The sequence below is a fragment of the Helicobacter muridarum genome, assembly GCF_000765805.2.
Taxonomy (GTDB): Bacteria; Campylobacterota; Campylobacteria; order Campylobacterales; family Helicobacteraceae; genus Helicobacter_A; species Helicobacter_A muridarum.
Map to the genome: position 1 here is coordinate 15271 of NZ_JRPD02000023.1, position 19584 is coordinate 34854.

The following is a 19584-nucleotide window of genomic DNA, read 5'->3' on the forward strand; positions in this document are numbered from 1 at the left end:
CTCTAAGAGCTTTTTCGTATCTAGGCATATCTGTTTTTGGGTATTTACATATAAAAAATCTTAATGTTGAGTAGTTCAGATTTTTTTGATACTATATGTTTTAATAGTCCCATATCTCTTTTTTATTTGACTGCTTATATTTTTTTTCATTAATACCCCTTATTTTGCATATAATGTTATATAACAACACAAATTGCAAACTACATTGTCTGTTTGGATAATATTATCCAAATATATAATTTATGTCAAGGTAATTTTATGAAAATAGATAACAAATTAAGGGAAATAAGAGATTCGTTAGGGATTAAGCAAAATCAATTTGCTCATGACCTTGATATCCCACTCCAAACATATATTAGATATGAACACAATAAAAGGGAGGTTCCAAGCGGTGTTATGAAAAAAATTTCAGATAAGTATGGTGTTGATTTTAATGCATTTTATAATGGTGTGATTGAAGGCAATAATAACATTCAAGTCGTTGGTTGTAACAATAAGATTCCAAATGCCAAAGATGATGAGCTGGAAGAAATATTCCAACTGATTAAAGATTATGCACCACCAAAGATGATTAAGGACATTAAAGAAAAGCTCTTAAAGATAAAGGACAGTTATGGCGATTAATGGCAACAACAATAGTATAGTTTTTGGTGAAAAGAAGGTTATTAGAAAAGTGGTTGAATTACAATTAGACCCAGATATTCACATTACAGCAGAACAAAGGTTTAAGTTACAAGCACAAGTTAAGGATATACATGATTTTTGCAAGAAATTCCAAATTCATTTTAGAGATGGTGTAGATATAAGTAATACAAGCAGAGATGTATGGTGGAGCTTGAAAACAAAAATGAAAGTTAATAGTTATAAGGAAATCGAGCAAGATAATTTTAATCAAGCTGTAAGGCATTTGAAATTTTTAAAAAAGAAAGTTGTGGATAAATTAAAAGATAAAAGTGCAAAAGATTACAAAGAATATATTATCCCTAAACTACAAGAAATTTTTAATATTAAAAAATCTCAAAAGGGTGTAGTCAGTGGATGCGACAACTTGCTTGATTTTGCCGTAAAAAAAAGACAGGAAAGATTAAATCTAATATATCACTTTTTTCTAAAGATGATATAGCTAAAACTTATACCGCACTAATCAACATAAAAGGTTGATTAGTAGGTTGATTAGTGAAGTTACACACAATCCCAATTCGTTAAGCTTTTAGTGCAAAGCAAAGCTTCTTTAGAAAAAGGTATGCCAAGAGAAGAGCAAATATGTGTTACCCGAATAGATGATGAATTGTATATCAAAAGGCTACAAAAACTACCAAAATACAAGCTTATAAGCGATAATAAAAGCTATGATGATATAGATTTAGAGGGAAGAGATTACGATATACTAGGTATTGTTGTCGGTTTATTCCAAAAGATGACTTGATATTATTTTATTAATTTGTCCATCAATGTCTCTTAGTCATGTCCCTTGTTAGTTTTACTATTTAAACATTTAAATATTTTTGTTTAAAGTCGTTTAAATTCCATAAAATACGCACTTTCAAGCATATTTTATACACATGTATAGTATTTTGTAAAGGAATGTATAGGATTCTTTTTACAATGTATAAAAATCTTTTTACAAATTCAAAAAATAACACCTCACTTTGATTTCACAAAAACATGCCACAAACTCCCACCCACATGCTATTTTCTTCATATATTCATCACTTTGATTTTAACAATACTTTACAGATAAACACAATATTCAAAATAATTTTTTACAAGTGATAAATCAATATGATTCACAAGGAGATTATAAAAACCGCTATGATGTAAGCATTCTTGTTAATGGACTGCCTTTGGCGCATATCGAGCTTAAAAGAAGAGGGAAAGATTTAAAAGAAGCCTTTAATCAAATCGAGCGTTATGGTAGAGAGAGCTTTTTTGCAGGGAATGGATTGTATGATTGGGTTCAAATGTTTGTTATAAGTAATGGAACTTATACAAAGTATTACAGCAATACTACACGTAAAAAGCATTGTGAAGAAAATGATAAAAGTAAAGGCAAAAAGACAAATCACAACTTTGAATTTACTTGTTTTTGGTCTGATATGCAAAATGAGCAGATTTTAGACTTAATAGACTTTGCTAAAACCTTTTTTACAAGGCATTCTTTGTTAAATATTTTGATTAAATATAGCGTTTTTGATATAGAGGAGAATCTAAAAATTATGCGCCCTTATCAAATCGCGGCAACTGAAGCCATTGAGCGAAAGGTTAAAACAAGTCTAGTTTATAAAAAATATGGCTCTTTGGAGGGTTGCGGGTATATTTGGCATTCTACTGGGAGTGGCAAAACGCTTACTAGCTTTAAGAGCGCACAGCTTTTAACGCAGATTCAAAATATAGAAAAAGTGCTTTTTGTAGTAGATAGGAAGGATTTGGATACTCAAACCATTGGAGAATATGAGAAGTTTCAAAAAGGTTGCGTAAAGGCAAATTCTAGCACAAAGGAACTTAAATAACAGCTTAGCAGCGATAAAATTAAAATCATCGTTACAACTATTCAAAAGCTTTCAAATTTTGTAAAATCTTATAAAAATCATGAGGTTTTAACTAAGCCTTGTGTGATTATCTTTGATGAATGCCATAGAAGTCAATTCGGCGATATGCAAAGAGACATAAAAGCAGCTTTTAAAAAATATATGATGTTTGGATTTACAGGAACGACTATTTTTAAGGAAAATGCTAGAAGTATAGGTTTTAGCAAGGAATTTGATAAGGGTGTAAATTCACAAATCGCAACGGAGCAAATTTTTTCAGAATGTTTACATACTTATACTTTGGTAAATGCGATTAAGGATAAAAATGTTTTGCCATTTAAGGTTAGTTATCACTCCACAGTGAAAAAAGCAGAAAGTATTATTGATGAAGAAGTTTCAAATATCAATAAAGAAAAGGCACTAAAAGATAAAAGGCGTATTGAAAAAATTACCTCATATATTTTAGAAAACTTTGATATACAAACTAAGCGCAATGAGCGTTACAATTCGAAGGGAAATATTTTGCTAGGATTTAACTCTATCTTAGCTTGTGCTGATATTGAAATGGCAAAGCTTTATTATGCAGAGTTTCAAAGGCAAATGCAAACTTTAAGCAAGGATAAAAGGCTAAAGATTGCAATCATCTATAGTTTTGGTGCAAATGAGGAATTAAATGAAGACGAATTCGATGGAGAGCTATCTCAAAGCTCAAAAGAATTTTTAGAAAATGCAATCAAAGATTATAACAAGCTTTTTAATGATACTAATTGTAGTATAGAAAAATTCTATGATTATTATAAAAATGTTGGCATGAAAATGAAGAATAGAGAGCTTGATATGCTAATTGTAGTCAATATGTTTTTAACTGGCTTTGATGCTACGACATTAAATACTCTTTGGGTGGATAAAAACCTACAATATCAAGGGCTTTTACAGGCATTTTCAAGGACAAATAGAATCTTAAATTCTGTAAAAAGTTTTGGAAATATTGTTTGTTTTAGAGATTTAGAAGAAAATATCAACAAAAGCATAACTCTATTTAATTCAAAAGGCGATGAATGTGTTGTTCTTTTACGAAGCTTTATGGAATATTTGGAGGGCTTTATCGATGAAGAAGGCAAGAAACATAAGGGTTATAAAGAGCTAGTAAAGGAGTTAGATGAGAAGTTTAAGGACTTTGCAAAAATTGCCACAAGTGGCAGTGATGAGGAGAAAAAGGAATTTATAGATTTTTATAATGAAGTTTTAAGGCTTAATAATATATTAAGCACTTTTCCGGAATTTAAAAATGAAGAGCTTTTAAATGAAAGGCAAAAGCAAGATTTGCAAAGCGCGTATTTGCAAATCTATACAGAGACTAAACATCAAAGAGAAAAATAAAGAAGCAGATATTAGTGATGATTTGGTTTTTGAGCTTGAGCTTATGAAGCAAGTGGATATAAATTTGGATTACATAATGCATCTTATAGATCAAATGAAAGACAAAAATGATGAAGATAGAGAAAAGAAAATTCAAGATTTGCGTAGGCTTATTGATTCAAGTTTAAATCTACGAAGCAAAAAAGACCTAATAGAAGAGTTTATAGCGCAAATCAATCCTCAAAGTGATATAGATAACGAATTTAGCACTTTCATAGAGAAAAAAATGAAAGAGGAGCTAAATACAATAATTGATGATTTGAATCTTAATGCTGAACAAAGTTATATTTTTATTAATAAAAGCTTTGATGTTTGATATATAGAAGAGCTTGGCGAAGATATAGAAAAGGTGCTTCCTAAAATGGGCTTTTTTGGAAAGAACGCAGAAAAGAGAAAGGATTTAAAGCCCAAAGTTTTAAGCAAATTTAAGGGATTTTATGAGAGATTTAAAGAATTCCCAAAAGAGCTTGCTTTATAGGGTTTGCGATTTTAGGATTCTATATAGTCTAGTTTGCAATTGTTTTTATATGATTATTCATAGATTATAATGCGTAAAGCTTTCATTCATTTGAGTAGGCTGCATTGATTATGCTAATTGATGAAATATTTTATTTCAACATATTTCGTATTTTGCGCAAGGCTTTCCTAAATCTTGCGCTTAGCCTTTTATCAAGTTTAGATTGCAGATGAGTGCAATGGGATAAATAGTAATTATATGCTAGTGTGTATGGCTCAAAGAGATCGGGGGATACGATATGCAGAGGCTTTGATGTTGGTTTGAATCCTTTTTCATAAAGAAAGCCTGTATTTTCCCTATGTATAAAAAGAAATGCGTTTTGACGATAGTAAGATTCTATGTTTTTGTTTTCCCATAATGGCTCGCGTAAAATATCAAAGCATAAGAAATCGCATTGTGCAAAAAGATCTGCCCAATAAGCTGGAGGTTGTTCATTTACATGATGTGTTCCGCCCTGCAAAGGAATCGCAGCAGAAAAAAGAACAATATCTGATAAAGATGTAAGAAGCTTTATAAAATTAAGTGCATGCTGCTCATAGAGGTGTTCAGCTACTTCAAGAGATTGTGCTAGTGTAAAGGGCTTCCCCCCCCCCCCGTATTTGCTGTAAGACTATCCATTAGAATCATGTAGTTTTGTGTCAAATCTACGCGTTGGTAGAAATCAAGCGAAATTTGATAAAGCCCTTTAGATACATCATTGCCATCGATTCCAAATACTTGCATATCTTCATTAATTTCGCTCCATGCCTTAAGCCAAGTTCCAACACCACAGCCTACATCGATGACGCTTTTAGGATTAGGTAAAAGTGTGTTTAAGTAGCCTAGCATTTCTTTTGCAGAGATATAGCTTTTGTCCATTTGTGCTTTATAGAATCCATCATCATAGAGATGTTTACTATCTGACATAATATAATCCTTATTGTTGTGAATACTTGATTCTAGCTTAAAATATTAATTTTAACACCAAACTTATTATAACGCCTAAGGTAAATATCTATTCTATTTGCGCCTTATATAGCGTTTTAATAGGTGTTTTATTTTATTATTAAATCTTTGAGCTTTACTTATATGTTTATTATCTATGTTAATCCCCTTGATTGCATTTACGTCAATAGTTTTGCTCTTATCGCGCAAAATTATATATACTCCTCCACTTGGCACATGCCAAGATCCCTCTGGGAAATTGTAGCCATAGTGCATAAGCTTATAGTTTGGGTTATCTATGATATATCGATTTAGGTGGCTTTCGTCATGCCATATTGCAATTATGCCGCGAGATATATCATCTTCTATACGCTCATATAATGTGCGCGCTAATGTTAGGAATGCTTTGGTTTTACCGCCATTTATTGAGCCTTGTACATAATGCTTCCCTTCATTTAATGCAATGCAAGCTAGGCTTTCAGGATTGCGCTCATAGGTGAAGTGCTCACGCGCTATGTCTATGAATCCAGAATGTTGGACTACTAAAAGATCCTTTTCTATGGGCAGGAACTCCTCACCAACATGTTGGAAAAAAAGGCAGTTTGCATTAAAGAAAAAGACAAAATCAAATTCTTTTAGTGCATCTTCTACACGTAAAAACATCTCAAATCTTTTTAATGTATTGTAGGGCCAGCCAAGATTTTCTTGGTGGATTTTATGTACATCTGGATTTGATTCCGCGTATAGCGATTTAGCATCGGTGAAGACGAAGTATTCTAGCATGTGCTCTATTAAGAGATGATGCTTTGCGCTATTATAGAAGTCTTGCCAAAAAATGCTATAAGCACCTGTGCAGATGTAGAGAATAGCGATCTTGTAGCAAGTAGGGCTAATATTCTTACTAGTGTTGATAAATTTCCCTAGGCTCTGCTTAGTGCCAAATGAATGGGGGGGGGGGGGGGGTGAATTCATTTTCTTTCTTTTGTATTGATTTTTGAGTAAATAAAATAGCTAAGAGTATCTCTGGTTTGATTTTTATATTTTAGTTAGAAACACTCAAAGTATAGCAAATTTAATAATGCTATTTCAAACTAAATGATTTTCTTAATGATTCTAGTATTTTAGTTTATGCTTATAAAAAGAAACATATCAAATCTAGTTTTTGCTTGTCTTTGGGCTTTCATTATGTAATATCATGCTTGAAATTTGATAAAGCATATTGAAATCTCTTGGCTATGGTTTTTGCCCTAGATAGAATCAAAATTACATGTTCTTCTTGTTCATATACTTCTCTTAGGCTTTCTTCAAATAGCCCTAGCCATACAGAAAAGAGCTCTAGCGGAAATGTGGGCAATTCTAAATGCGCTTTTAACGGTTGCCCCTTATATCCGCCAATGCCAAGTAACATGCCTTTCCAAAAACTAGCAATCTTTGTTTTATGCTCTTGCCACATTGCATTATCCTTGCCAATCTTTGCAATAAAAACATCTCCTAAGCCTTGTTTATCAGCTTTAACCTTATCATAAAAAATATCCATGAGTTTATAGATAGAATCTTCATTAATATCTTGAAACATAAATAACTCCATTAAAGGTAAAATTCTAATTTTGCCAATATCACCATATAGCAATCTTTGCCATTGGATTTTAGTATGGATTGTAGTAGAAATGTAGCAAAAAAAGATTGACTTTTGTTAAGATTATCATTGATTATGGTTTGTATTATATTTTTTTATATATTTAAGTATTCAAAAACATAATTAACAAATACTATTTTCAATCTATTTTATAATTTTTAAGGTAGGATAAAATGCAAAGACACTTAGAATTACTTTGTAAAATTGGACGTAAAGTTGTATATGAGGAGAATTCTATACTGTTTTTTGAGGGTGAAGAAGCTAGAAATTTATTTTTATTATTGCATGGCAGGGTTAGATTGTATAAAAATATTGAGCAAGGAATGTATCGCAAGGAGCAAACATTACATATTTTCGATGAAATTAATTTCATTGCTGAAATGCCGTTTTTTACACAATCAAACTACCCAGCGAATGCGCAAACTATACAGCAGAGCGAAATTATTATAATTAATACTCAATCTTTTAAAAACCATTTGCAAGATTCTGAATTTTGCATGCTTTTTATTTCTTCACTATGCCAGAAGATACAAATCTTGGAATCACATATCAAATCCCAAAGTCAGAGCTTACAAGAGCGTTTCCTAGCATTCATTAGAGCAAATGAGAAAGAGCTAGAAAACATGTCTCAAAGACATATTGCAAGACATTTAAACACCAATCCAGAATCATTGTCAAGATTAATCAAATCTCTAAAAAAACAAGGAATAATTGATACAAACAAAGGCAAGGTTATAGCAATAAATCGTAAATCATTAGAAGAATATATGTTTATTCAATAATCTATAATTATTATTTATTAGTAGTTTGATTGTAAAATAACAATCAATATGTACAATATGTAACTAACAAATTCCTAGCTTATAGTATTTGATGTAATTTACTCGCCTAGGATGCAATAATCAATTTAAATAATATAAGGAAGTAATTATGTTGATATTAGATAAGAATTTCCAATCAATTGGTGGTTTTGGAGTGTATTGTTATCCAGAAAATGGTGATGATGTTTTGAAAATATGTTCAGATCATGTAAGAAGATATAATGTTTTTCCCCAAGTGGTGTATTTAAAATCAGAAAACCAAAGTGAGAAAAAATGGCTTGGCAGCAACTCTGAAAAATTCTATTATAACGGACATAATATTATGGAAATTGATGAAGAAGAAAATTTTCTTTAATGATTACAATTAAATATGAATTTGGAATCTAATTCTCTCACAGATAAATTAGCATATAATCCAAAAATCATAGCATTGGTTGGCTCAACTTGTAGCGGTAAGACACAGTTAGCACTACATATAGCTCGAAAAATACAAGCTCATATATTTTCACTTGATTCATTAAGCATATATAAAAATATTAATATTGCCTCTGCTAAGCCTTCAAAAAAAGAGCGTGAAGGTATAAGGCATTTTGCACTTGATGTTTTAAGCCCTGATTCTAAAGTTAATGCTGGAATCTTTATTGATATATTGCATAGTGCAGTTGAGATTTGTAGGCGCGATAATAAACCTTTGTTGATTGTTGGAGGGTCTAGCTTCTATCTTAAATCAATCATTAATGGGCTAAGTCCTAAGCCAAATTTAGATAATAGCCAAAATGCTTTATTTGTTGAGCTAAAGGCTAAGCCGATTAAACAGCAATATGAATTTTTATGTAACATAGATTCTAGATATGCTAGCAATATTAAGCCTACAGATTCATATAGAATCTTGCGCGGTTTAGAAATATTTGCTCTAAGTAATCAGCCTCCTAGTCTCTTTTTTAAATTAAATCCTCCTAAGCCTTTTCCTCTGCCAATTATATGCTATAATCTCTTGCTTGATAAGGATATTTTGCATAAGACAATAGAGCTTAGAACAAGCAATATGCTAAAGAATGGAATCATTTGCGAAGCACAAACTCTATTACGTTTATATGGAGATAATATTCAGCCATTCAAATCCATAGGATTAAAAGAATGCTTACAATTTCTACAAGGTAAAATCAATATAAATGAGCTAGAATCTCTAATTAATATCCATACAAAACAACTAGCAAAAAGACAAAGAGTCTTTAATAAAACGCAGTTTCATCATATGATACAAGGAGATTCTAAAATAATTTTAGAATCTATACTTGATGATTTTTTTCAAAATAGTAATGAAATATCTAAGGTTTTTAGTAAATCCAAATCTTAATTTACTTATTATTTAATTCTAAATATAGTTTGAGTCTTATTGTTGATTCTTGTGCCTTAATTAGGAATGATTTTTGCTTCGAAAAATCATATATATCGCATTAAGGAATGGGCTATGGTAACAGAAGTAAATCCAGAATTAAATCTCATAGGCACTAATTCTAATCAGCAAAGCCCTAAATCCCAGCAATCAGGAGAAGATTCTGAATTTGCGCAAGCCCTAAGCAAAGCAGATAGCAAGTCAAGTGAAAATTTAGCCACACAGGATAGCCAATCCAATCTACAGCAAGCAAGCAAAAAAGGCTTAGAATCTAGTAGCTCTAATGCGCCATCTAGTGATAGTAAAGATATATCATTGGAGGGCGATTCTGCTGCATTGTCTATAAAATCTAAGAATTTAAATCAAGATAAAGAGCCAGAAAGCTCTCCATTAGCAAAGATTTTATCTGATGATAAAGATGACTTAGATGTATTGCAAGATTCCAAAGAATCAGACAAAGAACAATCAAAGCAAAAAGCAATTGTAGCAAGTAGCCAAGGTGCAAGCCTCAATAATAAGACTAACCAAGCTCTAGATTCTAGCCTCGTAGTAGATGATAAGGATCAAAATATCAAATCTAATCTACAAAAAGATAAAACATTAAATGATGTTAAAAATGAAGCAAATGCTAGGAATTTAAATTTGCAAAAAATGGAAATTACACAAAATGGCACGCAATCAAAGATTGATATTGATAAGTTGTTTGACAAGGAAATATTAGATGTCAATAAAGAAAAATTAAGCGATTCTTTGCAAAATAAGGGCGCGCTTCTTGCTAAAAATATTCAGTCTTTACAAGTGCCAACTACCATTGCAACAGAGCTAGGAGATCCTATAGATCCTCAAATGGACAGAGCTAGGCTATTGGCTGACTTGCTTAATAAATATGATACTCAAGAGAATGCTAAGAGAAAGGCACTTAATGCTAGCGAAAAACTTGAGTGGAAGTTAGATAATGGTGATAAGGCAATAATTATTGAGAGAAGTTCCAATCAACCAATTAATATTGTGAGATCTAAATTGCGTAATGAAGAACGACAAAATGAATTCTTAGAAAGACTATATGAAATAACAGGTAATGATGATTTGGGTGATTTGGTAACTACCAATAAGGAGCGCGCTCAAGCACTTATGCGTTCATCTATGGAATTCTCAAGTAAGGCAGATTCTAAGATACAGGCAAATGTAGCCAACTTAGTCCAACAAACGCAACCTATTGATATGAATAAAGATGTTGCTTCTCCATTTGAGTTTGATACTACTAAGGCATTTGATGAGGCTATTACTAAGAGTTTAAATGCAGATTCAACCATTGCAAAAAATAAGGTTGATTCTAATCAGAATAAGGAATCTACTAGTATAGATGATAGCTCAAATACAGATTCTAAGATTGAAGCTAGCAGCGCGCAGACAAAGCAAGATGTAACCATGAAGAGCGCGCAAGCAAAAGAGGCAATAAGGAATTTTGCTTCACAATTTAGAGAAGAAGTGCTAAATTATAAGCCGCCTATTACAAAAATCAATTTTGAGCTAAATCCAGCTAACCTAGGGCAAGTGTCTCTAAGTATTGCTAAGAAAGGCAAGGATTTGCAGGTCTCTGTAATATCAAATGCCAACGTTATGTCAATGTTTGTTCAAAATGCACAAGATTTACGACAAAGTTTAATGCAGATTGGATTTAATAATCTTGACTTAAACTTTAGCTCGCATAATGATAAGCAACAACAGCAACAAGGCAATGATCAGCAGGAGCAAAATTTTAAGCTATCGAGTATTGATGAAGCCCAAGATATGCTAGCATCAGGCAGTGTGCCAGAATCATTAGAGATACTTCTACCAGAATATGCTTAAACTAAGCTACATTCGCTTATCATAATTTAGTTATAAATTATATTTTAGTTTACTAAAATTGATAGATTGATTAATGATATGTTACAATGCATAAATTAGTTTATATTATATAAATGAAATCTTAATTTAAAGGATATTTATGAAACAATTATTGGTTGGTGCGGTGCTTGCTTGTTCATTGCTTGGAAGTGTGCAAGCAGCAGAGGATAATGGATTTTTTATAGGAATTAGTGCTGGTGGTGGAGCATCGTTTAATATACCTGGAGGTTCAGAGGCTAGTGGCAGTTCAGCTGTTGGCTATGGGGCTAGGCTTGGTTATCAGGCATTTTTTTCTGAATATAATGGAGTTAGATTCTATCTATCCGGATTTGCTTCACATGCTTTTTATCCATCTGCTATTGGTATAAGAGGTTTTGGTAATGACCTTTATGTACTTGGCGATATTAACTCTGATTATTTATTTAATTGGGTGTCAGGAGATGAGTTTAGTGCTGGGTTATTTGTTGGATTCTTCTCTGGTGCGTTAATTTCTCGTAACCTAGGCGGTTCTACGGGTGGTAATTCTATAGGTATTACAGCTGGGCTCAATCTAGGTCTTCGAACAATTATAGCTGATCATCATCAAATAGAATTTGGTTTTAAGAGTGGATTTAACTTCTTTATTGGACAGAATTCATCTACTGGAGCGGTTGCAGCAGTATTAACTACTTATTCATATAAATTTTAGTAATATAAGAGTTTATTGCATTATTTTTAGTTTTTTGTATTTTTATTTTGAATTTATTGTAATTTACGCATTACTTAATATAGGCAGGTTTTTTGCCTAGTTATGTATGGCAAAAATTTTAATTTTTATTTCTTGGTTTATTTTGTATTTCAGTCCACTTTCATTATTTTTCATTTTGATTTTATATTCAATTTTTTATTAAATAGAGTTACAAATAACATAAAAATACATCTTTGATAATCTTGTAGTAAGATTACATTGGTAAAATATTTAAATAATCAAAATCACTTTAAGAGCATGTTTATGAAACTAAATCCTTTATATATATTGCCAAACCTATTTACAGCAGCGAGCATATTCATGGGTATACTTGCGATACTTATAGCCTATAAGGCTCAAATGCCAGACAATGATAAGGATTTTATACTTGCTTGTTGGTGTATTTTGTTCTCTATGATTTTAGATGCATTAGATGGTAGAGTTGCTAGACTTACTAATACTGCTAGTAAGTTTGGTGTTGAATTTGATTCGCTAGCTGATGTTGTAGCATTTGGTGTTTCTCCTGCTGTGCTTTTATATTTTTATGTCGGGTATGAGTATGGTAGATATGGAATTGCTATTAGTGGTCTTTTTGTAGTGCTTGGTGCCGTTAGGCTTGCTAGATTTAATATAACTACAAATGCTGATGCCAACTCTTTCATTGGTCTCCCTATACCATCTGCTGCAGCTATTATATGCCTTTGGATTTTGGTAACTGAATATAATGAGTTTAATATTTTCGGGCTATTTGACTTTTTGCGCTCTAATTCTTATTTATTCCTTGTGTTAGCATTTATTGTATCATTGCTAATGGTAAGCAATGTGCGTTATCCAAGCTTTAAGAAATTTACTTGGGATTTGAAATATTTTGTTTGGATTGTAATTTTACTAGCCTTAGTAGTAGCACAAACTTCTCTAACTCTCTGTGCAGTATTTACACTATACGTCCTGTATGGAATCTTGCGTTGGATATTTATCGTAATATTTAAAATAATATTTAAGAAAAAGCATAATTCTCAATCAACAATTACAGAATCTAGCTCTGATAAATCAACCAAACAAGACTAATCTAACATTATAAAACGCGTATGATAGGCTTAGAAGGACATATATGAGCAATAGCCCTAGTAGCCTAGACTTAGCGCGCGATAGTATATTTAAGCTATTTTTAAATTATTTCATTCCTATGCTGTTAGCTATGCTTGCTATGGCTAGCTATTCTACAGTAGATGGAATCTTTGTAAACAAAAAGCTAGGCGATGATGCTATGAAGTCTATAGTAGCGGTTTGGCCTATATTTCCAATATTTATGGCTGGCTCATTGATGTTCGGACTTGGTGCATCAAGCCTTATTAGTTATTATCTTGCTAAGGGTAAGAAAAAGATAGCTCGCATTATTTTTAGCTCTGTTTTCTTTTTTGTTTTCCCTTTATCTCTATCTCTTGGCTTATTGACTTATATATATCCAGATAGAATCATTACTTGGTTTATAAGCGACCTATCAAGCTATGTAAAACAAATGAGTATAGATTATTTGCGTGGCATTGGAATTGGGCTTTTTGGCATAGTCTTGCACCCAATACTAGATATTTGTATTATCAATGATAAGCGACCTAGATTTGCTATGTTTGCTATGTTTTTAGGTGCGATTAGCAATGTTATATTGAATTATTTGTTCTTATTTGTATGGGAATTTGGGATTATAGGAAGTGCGTATGCCACTGTGCTAGGGCATATTATTGGCTCTCTTGTGTTATTTGGACATTATATTCCAAGATATAGACTAATTGCAAAATTAAACAATCTAGCCCTACGCGTTAACATATCCAATTCTAATAGCATTTTTGTTTCATTGTGTCTCGTTGCTCTTCGTATATGTTTGCTTATCTTGCGAAAAAAGGGGGATTTATATCTTGTACCAGCTTTTAGCGCGCGCTATATTATTCAATGTGCCAAATTTGGTTCTCCTTATGCAGCAAGCGAAATTAGTGCGGGTTTTATGATGTGGTTTTATAATGTTACATTGAAGGGCATAGGGGGCGAGGACGCCCTAGCTGTGTATAGTGCCATATTGTATGCGGGGTTTGGATTTTTTACTGTGTTATTATCACTAGCAGAATCTATTCAGCCTATTGCTAGCTTTAATTATGGTTTGCGAAATTTTGCAAGATTAAAAAGCTTGCTAAGATTCTATATCATTGCCGAGATTATCATTTCAGTTGGAATCTACATTATGTTTTTGATATTTAAGGAACAAATTGCTATGGCATTTTTGCAAGATTCATTATTGAAAAGTCAGAGCATGGAAGCTATGAGTGTGTATTTCTTGGGTTTTATATTGCTTGGCACAAATCTAGTCATTGCTTTATATTTGCAGTCTTTGCAAAGAGCTTTTAGCTCATTCCTTGTAACTATATCCTATACAGTTGTATTTATCGCCGCTCTACTACCAATAATGGCGCATTATTATGGGTTACAAGGAGCATATATTGCCTATCCAATATCACAAATCTTAGCCCTTCTTGCTAGTATTGCAATTATTGCTAGAGAGATTTCATTAGGGCTATTTATCAAGTGTTATCCAATGCGGAGGACATGATGCAAATCTCACTATCCAAAGATAGCATAGAAGTTTTAAGGAAAAATAAGAATCTTTTGGCATTTTCTGGCGGCGTTGATTCTTCTGCATTGTTTTTTATCCTTTTGTCATATGAAATAGACTTTGATTTGGTTATAGTGGATTATGGTTTGCGTAAGCAAAGTGATGAAGAGATTCAATATGCTAAAAGCCTATCAATGACATATAATAAAAACTGCTATGTAATGCGCCTTTGTTATGATGAACATTCAGATTTAAGCTGTTCTAGCGACTTTTATATATCGCGGTATTTAGAATCTTTAGAATCAAATGAGGTTTTAGATTCTATAAGCTCTTTGGATTTTGCAAGCTTAAATCATAAACAACAAAGGGCTTTATGCGATGAGAATTTAGGCTCAAGTCAAATATATTTAAATCCCATAATACAACAATATAATCTATCTATAAAGCCAATTCATTCTAATTTTGAGCATTGTGCTAGGAAGGTGCGTTACGAATTTTTCTCTTTTCTTATACGCAAGAACTCCTATCAGAATCTAGTCTTAGCCCATCATTTAGACGATAAAATCGAATGGTTTTTTATGCAGTTTGCAAAGGGAGCTGGGCTAAATTCCTTGCTTGGTTTTATAGAGATAGATATTCGCTACACAGGACATAAATCATACAATATCTTGCGCCCACTAATTAACATTCGCAAGCAACATATACTAGCATATAATAAGTCTAATGGTATAAATTACTTCGTTGATTCTAGTAATGCAAGCCCTAAACATAGGCGCAATACCTTTAGAGCGAGCCTACAAAAGCTTTTTAACAAAGATGATACAATGGGCATATTGCGCTCATTTGCATATCTGCATGATGAGAGTTCGCGCTTATATAGATATAGGATTATTTGTGTAGAAAGGGATTTATTATATTTCAAGCGAATTGTTAGATGTGATATTGAATTTCATGACTTTAATAGTGTTTTGGCAGAAGAAATCCATCATATAGACATTATGACAAAAAGACTAGGCTATATTATGAGCTCGAAGCAAAAAATAGGGCTAAAAGATATGCTATGTTTTAGATTTGTGGATTCCAAGATTGTAGGCAATATAACAAGTAAGGATTGCATGGTTGGCAATAGAATAATAGTTGGGGTAAACAAAGACTTGATATTTGTAGGGATTTGCGCCGATTGGAGTTTGCGCCATGCTAGCATAAATAGCGATATTAAGGATTCTAAGATATGCAAAATTTGGCAGATAGCTAAAGACCTAGAATCGCCTAAATTCCAAATACCAAAACAATATATAGAGATGTATCGCAAGCTGGCTATACCAAAGAGGATAAGACGGATTATGTATAGAAATCTAGTTAGCTGTTTTGTTCATTCTTCATAATGACAGATTATATATAAGCATTTGCTTTATGTAGAATAGATTATTCTAGCTTTTAGATGAAATTTGAATTTAAAGCAATAAAATTGGTTTAAATTCTAAGATTTATCGCAATATTTTAACATATATGATATATTATAGATTATTTGCAAAAGTATCTTAGTGCGCAAAGAACAAGAGATTATTTCTTTGATACTGCATTTTGCAAGTAAGATAGATTCTATTCGTGCTGTTACGCTTGAGGGCTCAAGAGTAAATCCAAACATTAAACAAGATATATTTTGTGATTATGACATCTCTTTTTTCTTAGATAGACAATCTATATATGATTTCCAAAATAGCAATGATGAATGGCTTAAGGTTTTTGGCAATCTTGTAATGCTTCAAAAGCCTGAATCCATGGAGCTTTATCCACCGGACTTAAACGGTTGGTTTAGCTATTTAATGCTTTTTGATGATGGTGTGCGTATAGACCTAAAGCTTATCCCAGTTGAAGACATGCCATTTTATAAAGATAGCGAAAAACTTATGCGTGTATTGCTAGATAAGGATAATTTTTTTAGCCCATTAAATGATCCAAGTGATAGCGCGTTTTTTATCAAACCTCTTACCAAGCAAAGCTTTTTGGATTGTTGTAATGATTTTTATTGGCTATATGTTTGCGTTAGTAAAGATATTTTGCGATGTGAAGTATTGCTTGCAAATGCGCATTTAAATATGATGAGAGAAGGTATTTTTATTTTACTTTCTTGGCATATAGCACTAAAACAAAGAAACTTTGAGTTTTCACTAGGTAAGGAATATAAATTTTTACCCCATTTTCTTAGCAAAGCTCAAACAAAAAAGCTCTATAGTTGTTTTAATCTAGGTAATAAAAAACAAGCTAAAAAGACGCTTAAGGTATTGGAAAAATTTTTTGCTCAAAATGCAAGAGGAATTATAGATTTGTATTTTAGAAATACATTTTGTTCTTTGCCATATCGTAAAGAAGCCTTGAGCTATGTAAAGATTTTAAAAAATATGTAGTTTTGCCATTTTATGTTATTTTATGCTAAAAGATAGAGTTTTTATATTCTAGCTTTGAATCAGATTCCATATCGAAATAAACATACAATAAATTATAACGTTTGATAAATTGCATAAATATCAATAGATAAGCAATTATTATATACATAAAGAATCTGAAATATAGATTCCATCTTCAGTTTCATAAATAAGCTTCTTCTCTTTTAATGTTTTTAAGCAATGATACAAATGCCCACGAGAGACATTGCACATTTTTCCAATCCATGTTTTTGGAAAGCAAAAATACTTTTTTTATTGGTGTTGTAAGCTAATTGTTCTAATATAGAGAATTCTTTTAAGGTAAGCTTTAGTTCTTTGATAAGAGAATAATCAAGAACAATTGACTTCTTTTGTAATTGTGATAGTGAATTTTGTGTATAAGCCATCATAAATCCTTTAAATTGCGCTATTTGCAAGGATTTATAGATATGCTAAAGTAAAAAATTAAAATGGGGGGGGGGGGATAATATTTACTCAAAATGAAAGGCATATTTAGACTTTGATGGCTAAACATCTTTAGGTATTTGCCATCCGTCTGCGCTTGGCGTCCCTGCCTTAATCATCGCACATTTCACGCGTCAAAATTTTATAAAATACCCCAGATTTATTTTGTCAATAGTGTATAATTAACACGTTTTGTGCCAAAAATAGCAAACGTGTCAAAAACCATATCCATAAACCAAATAAATAACGTGTTTTAAAACAATTTATAGAATCTTTGTTCTCGAAAGATTTTGTAAATTTAGCTATAATCTTAAAGTTATTTTAAGGGAAAATTATGCAGGAACTTCAGAAACAATAGCTATATCCCACGCTTTGGAGTATAGCAAACACTCTAAGGGGGCAAGTTGATGATTGGGATTTCAAGGCTTATATTTGGTTAGTCTTTTTTATCGCTTCATTAGTGATAATTTGCAAAATTATATTAACACTAAACAACAGAGTATTGGCTTTGATTATGCGGATTTAAGCGATGAGGAAGATTTAATCGCAAAAGAAGAAATTGTTAAAATTAAGGGCTTTTATATTCTTCCTTCGCAACTCTTTTGCAATCTCTTAAAAGACTAAAAGCAAATTCGCAATATATAGATATACTAAATGAAACTTTAAGCGATATTTTTGCCGCGATACAATCCTCCACCATAGGCTTACCAAGCGAGACAAACTTCAAAGGGCTTTTTGATGATATGCGCCTAAATGCTAATATCTTAGGTAATTCTACTATCGAGAAAAATAAAAAGCTATATGAGGTTTTGCTAGCTATTCAATCCTTTAAATTCGATATTTCAGAAAGCTCTATTGATATGTTTGGCGATGCGTATGAATATTTAATCGCAATGTATGCAAGTAATGCATGTAAAAGTGGAGGCGAGTTCTTCACCCCGCAAGAAATAAGCCGCCTCCTAGCCCTGCTTACGACCTATGATAAGGATAAGGTGAATAAAATCTACGATCCCGCTTGTGACTCTGGCTCTTTGCTGCTACAAGTGCTTAAGGTGCTAGGGCAAGACAACATTATTCAAGGCATTTTTGGGCAAGAAATAATGTAACCACTTATAACCTTTGTAGAATCAATATGTTTTTGCATGTTTTAACTATTTCTATATTGTTCTAGGCGATACACTCATTTCCCATAAGTATCAAGATTATGAGCCTTTTGAGGTTATAGTAAGCAATCCTCCATACTCAATTAAGTGGGAGGGTGAGAGTAATCCTACTCTTATTAATGATATTCGATTCTCACCTGCTGGTGTATTAGCTCCTAAGTCAAAGGCAGATTTAGCCTTTGTTATGCATATTCTATCTGCCTTATCTCCCAATGGCATAGTGGCAATAGTTGAATTCCCGGGCGTTTTGTATCGAAGTAGTGCTGAAGAGAAGATTCGCAAATATTTGGTAGAAGAGAATTATGTAGACGCAGTAATTGCCTTGCCTGAGAATCTCTTTTTTGGTGTGAGTATTGCTACTTGCATTATTGTGCTAAAGAAGAATGAGCCCTTAACTCAAACGCTCTTCATCAACGCAGGCCAATTTTTTATTAAAGTTACTAATAAAAACAAGCTTGAAGAATCCCATACACAAGAGATTCTAAGCATATATAAAAAGCGTGAGAATTTGCGACATATCTGCGCCTTGGTAGACAATAACACTATTGCTAAAAACTCTTATAACCTAAGCCCATCTAGCTATATAGAAGCAAAAGATACAAGAGAAAAGACAGATATAGGAGCTCTAAATTCTGAGTTAAAAGAAATTGTTCGTTTGCAAGGAATATTACGAAACGAAATCGATATGATTGTGCAAACTCTAGAAAAAGGTGCATAAATATTGCTGCTAAGGAAAATAGACATAACAAAAGAACACAGTAAACAATCTCAAAAAGATTTTAATCTTACCTTTAGCCAAAGAATCTCATAAAGAATCTAAAAATAAATATTCTTAAGAATCTAAATAGATTATAAATAATAAAGAGATATTTCATCTTTTACTATGTAAAAACCTCTTGCAATCCACAAGGATTTACCCTTGATTGCAAGTATGACAAATTTGATTCTATTAATAAAGATATTTCAGTCGCTTCACTCCTTCAATATGACAATTAGAGATTCTTTAGTTTCTTTAAATGCCCAAATATGACAACCTTCCTCCTCTGTTATTCTAATTTGCTATCTTATCA

The 19584-nt window shown here is 32.1% G+C and carries 19 protein-coding genes and 2 pseudogenes; 16 read left to right on the plus strand and 5 right to left on the minus strand.

Going from position 1 to position 19584, the window contains the following annotated elements:
• Positions 1 to 258 precede the first annotated feature (258 nt).
• The 6 genes and pseudogenes from LS73_RS08215 to LS73_RS08240 all read left to right on the plus strand — a co-directional run bounded on the left by LS73_RS08215 (position 259) and on the right by LS73_RS08240 (position 4263).
• Positions 259 to 624 (plus strand): helix-turn-helix domain-containing protein, encoded by a 366-nt coding sequence (locus LS73_RS08215; protein WP_034556673.1) that lies wholly within the window; start codon positions 259 to 261, stop codon positions 622 to 624.
• Positions 614 to 1123, plus strand: a complete 510-nt coding sequence (locus LS73_RS08220) for a hypothetical protein (protein ID WP_034556675.1) — start codon at positions 614 to 616, stop codon at positions 1121 to 1123. The genes LS73_RS08215 and LS73_RS08220 overlap by 11 nt, the downstream gene beginning before the upstream one ends.
• A 90-nt stretch (positions 1124 to 1213) precedes the next feature.
• Positions 1214 to 1426, plus strand: a complete 213-nt coding sequence (locus LS73_RS08225) for a S24 family peptidase (RefSeq protein ID WP_233708911.1) — start codon at positions 1214 to 1216, stop codon at positions 1424 to 1426.
• A 316-nt stretch (positions 1427 to 1742) separates the two neighbouring features.
• Positions 1743 to 3521: pseudogene (locus LS73_RS10460) on the plus strand (type I restriction endonuclease subunit R); the annotation flags it as partial.
• Positions 3522 to 3611: 90 nt separating this feature from the next.
• Entirely contained in the window at positions 3612 to 3908 is a 297-nt protein-coding gene (locus LS73_RS10465; RefSeq protein WP_267891682.1) for a type I restriction endonuclease subunit R, EcoR124 family, read from the plus strand.
• The gene (locus LS73_RS08240; protein ID WP_052089449.1) at positions 3832 to 4263 is read left to right on the plus strand and encodes a type I restriction endonuclease subunit R, EcoR124 family; all 432 of its coding nucleotides are present in this window, start codon (positions 3832 to 3834) and stop codon (positions 4261 to 4263) included. Before LS73_RS10465 ends, LS73_RS08240 begins: the two co-directional genes overlap by 77 nt.
• A gap of 292 nt (positions 4264 to 4555) precedes the next feature.
• Here LS73_RS08240 and LS73_RS08245 read toward each other — a convergent pair whose 3' ends face one another.
• The 4 genes from LS73_RS08245 to LS73_RS08260 form a co-directional block, all read right to left on the minus strand.
• A complete protein-coding gene (locus LS73_RS08245) occupies positions 4556 to 4924 on the minus strand; it encodes a hypothetical protein (protein WP_052089448.1) in 369 nt (122 codons plus the stop codon).
• 107 nt (positions 4925 to 5031) lie between these two features.
• Positions 5032 to 5370, minus strand: coding sequence for a methyltransferase domain-containing protein (locus tag LS73_RS08250; protein ID WP_138070014.1), 339 nt, complete (start codon positions 5368 to 5370; stop codon positions 5032 to 5034).
• A 93-nt stretch (positions 5371 to 5463) separates the two neighbouring features.
• Positions 5464 to 6360, minus strand: a complete 897-nt coding sequence (locus tag LS73_RS08255) for a family 6 glucosyltransferase (RefSeq protein ID WP_138070015.1) — start codon at positions 6358 to 6360, stop codon at positions 5464 to 5466.
• A 211-nt stretch (positions 6361 to 6571) separates the two neighbouring features.
• Positions 6572 to 6964 (minus strand): group III truncated hemoglobin, encoded by a 393-nt coding sequence (locus LS73_RS08260; protein WP_034557579.1) that lies wholly within the window; start codon positions 6962 to 6964, stop codon positions 6572 to 6574.
• Positions 6965 to 7197: 233 nt separating this feature from the next.
• On the opposite strand from LS73_RS08260, the gene LS73_RS08265 reads away from it, so the two are divergent.
• From LS73_RS08265 to LS73_RS08305, 9 genes are all read left to right on the plus strand, one after another.
• The gene (locus LS73_RS08265) at positions 7198 to 7806 is read left to right on the plus strand and encodes a Crp/Fnr family transcriptional regulator (protein WP_034557577.1); all 609 of its coding nucleotides are present in this window, start codon (positions 7198 to 7200) and stop codon (positions 7804 to 7806) included.
• Between the two features lie 148 nt (positions 7807 to 7954).
• Complete coding sequence (locus tag LS73_RS08270; RefSeq protein WP_034557575.1) at positions 7955 to 8200, plus strand: hypothetical protein; 246 nt, start codon at positions 7955 to 7957, stop codon at positions 8198 to 8200.
• Positions 8201 to 8215: 15 nt separating this feature from the next.
• Positions 8216 to 9202, plus strand: a complete 987-nt coding sequence (miaA, locus tag LS73_RS08275) for a tRNA (adenosine(37)-N6)-dimethylallyltransferase MiaA (protein WP_052089544.1) — start codon at positions 8216 to 8218, stop codon at positions 9200 to 9202.
• A 114-nt stretch (positions 9203 to 9316) separates the two neighbouring features.
• On the plus strand, positions 9317 to 11092 hold the full coding sequence (gene fliK / locus LS73_RS08280) for a flagellar hook-length control protein FliK (protein ID WP_034557572.1): 1776 nt from the start codon (positions 9317 to 9319) through the stop codon (positions 11090 to 11092).
• 139 nt (positions 11093 to 11231) lie between these two features.
• Positions 11232 to 11819 (plus strand): outer membrane beta-barrel protein, encoded by a 588-nt coding sequence (locus LS73_RS08285; protein ID WP_034557569.1) that lies wholly within the window; start codon positions 11232 to 11234, stop codon positions 11817 to 11819.
• 303 nt (positions 11820 to 12122) lie between these two features.
• On the plus strand, positions 12123 to 12926 hold the full coding sequence (gene pssA, locus LS73_RS08290; protein WP_052089543.1) for a CDP-diacylglycerol--serine O-phosphatidyltransferase: 804 nt from the start codon (positions 12123 to 12125) through the stop codon (positions 12924 to 12926).
• Between the two features lie 43 nt (positions 12927 to 12969).
• Complete coding sequence (locus tag LS73_RS08295; protein WP_034557567.1) at positions 12970 to 14457, plus strand: MATE family efflux transporter; 1488 nt, start codon at positions 12970 to 12972, stop codon at positions 14455 to 14457.
• Positions 14457 to 15845 (plus strand): tRNA lysidine(34) synthetase TilS, encoded by a 1389-nt coding sequence (gene tilS / locus LS73_RS08300; protein WP_104692306.1) that lies wholly within the window; start codon positions 14457 to 14459, stop codon positions 15843 to 15845. The genes LS73_RS08295 and tilS overlap by 1 nt, the downstream gene beginning before the upstream one ends.
• Positions 15846 to 16004: 159 nt before the next feature.
• Positions 16005 to 16868, plus strand: coding sequence for an aminoglycoside 6-adenylyltransferase (locus tag LS73_RS08305; protein WP_052089483.1), 864 nt, complete (start codon positions 16005 to 16007; stop codon positions 16866 to 16868).
• A gap of 212 nt (positions 16869 to 17080) precedes the next feature.
• On the opposite strand, the gene LS73_RS08310 is transcribed toward LS73_RS08305, so the two are convergent.
• Positions 17081 to 17293, minus strand: a complete 213-nt coding sequence (locus LS73_RS08310) for a hypothetical protein (RefSeq protein ID WP_034557007.1) — start codon at positions 17291 to 17293, stop codon at positions 17081 to 17083.
• A 437-nt stretch (positions 17294 to 17730) separates the two neighbouring features.
• Here LS73_RS08310 and LS73_RS10305 point away from each other — a divergent pair.
• Positions 17731 to 19232 (plus strand): annotated as a pseudogene (locus tag LS73_RS10305) (type I restriction-modification system subunit M).
• Positions 19233 to 19584 lie beyond the last annotated feature (352 nt).

Excerpts from the sequence above, each read along its gene's own strand:
- LS73_RS08215 (WP_034556673.1), top strand. The coding sequence starts at position 259 with ATGAAAATAGATAACAAATTAAGGGAAATAAGAGATTCGTTAGGGATT.
- LS73_RS08220 (WP_034556675.1), top strand. The coding sequence starts at position 614 with ATGGCGATTAATGGCAACAACAATAGTATAGTTTTTGGTGAAAAGAAG.
- LS73_RS10465 (WP_267891682.1), top strand. The coding sequence starts at position 3,612 with ATGGAATATTTGGAGGGCTTTATCGATGAAGAAGGCAAGAAACATAAG.
- LS73_RS08240 (WP_052089449.1), top strand. The coding sequence starts at position 3,832 with ATGAAAGGCAAAAGCAAGATTTGCAAAGCGCGTATTTGCAAATCTATA.
- LS73_RS08250 (WP_138070014.1), bottom strand. The coding sequence starts at position 5,370 with ATGTCAGATAGTAAACATCTCTATGATGATGGATTCTATAAAGCACAA.
- LS73_RS08255 (WP_138070015.1), bottom strand. The coding sequence starts at position 6,360 with ATGAATTCACCCCCCCCCCCCCCCCATTCATTTGGCACTAAGCAGAGC.
- LS73_RS08260 (WP_034557579.1), bottom strand. The coding sequence starts at position 6,964 with ATGTTTCAAGATATTAATGAAGATTCTATCTATAAACTCATGGATATT.
- LS73_RS08265 (WP_034557577.1), top strand. The coding sequence starts at position 7,198 with ATGCAAAGACACTTAGAATTACTTTGTAAAATTGGACGTAAAGTTGTA.
- LS73_RS08270 (WP_034557575.1), top strand. The coding sequence starts at position 7,955 with ATGTTGATATTAGATAAGAATTTCCAATCAATTGGTGGTTTTGGAGTG.
- miaA (WP_052089544.1), top strand. The coding sequence starts at position 8,216 with ATGAATTTGGAATCTAATTCTCTCACAGATAAATTAGCATATAATCCA.
- fliK (WP_034557572.1), top strand. The coding sequence starts at position 9,317 with ATGGTAACAGAAGTAAATCCAGAATTAAATCTCATAGGCACTAATTCT.
- LS73_RS08285 (WP_034557569.1), top strand. The coding sequence starts at position 11,232 with ATGAAACAATTATTGGTTGGTGCGGTGCTTGCTTGTTCATTGCTTGGA.
- pssA (WP_052089543.1), top strand. The coding sequence starts at position 12,123 with ATGAAACTAAATCCTTTATATATATTGCCAAACCTATTTACAGCAGCG.
- LS73_RS08295 (WP_034557567.1), top strand. The coding sequence starts at position 12,970 with ATGAGCAATAGCCCTAGTAGCCTAGACTTAGCGCGCGATAGTATATTT.
- tilS (WP_104692306.1), top strand. The coding sequence starts at position 14,457 with ATGCAAATCTCACTATCCAAAGATAGCATAGAAGTTTTAAGGAAAAAT.
- LS73_RS08310 (WP_034557007.1), bottom strand. The coding sequence starts at position 17,293 with ATGGCTTATACACAAAATTCACTATCACAATTACAAAAGAAGTCAATT.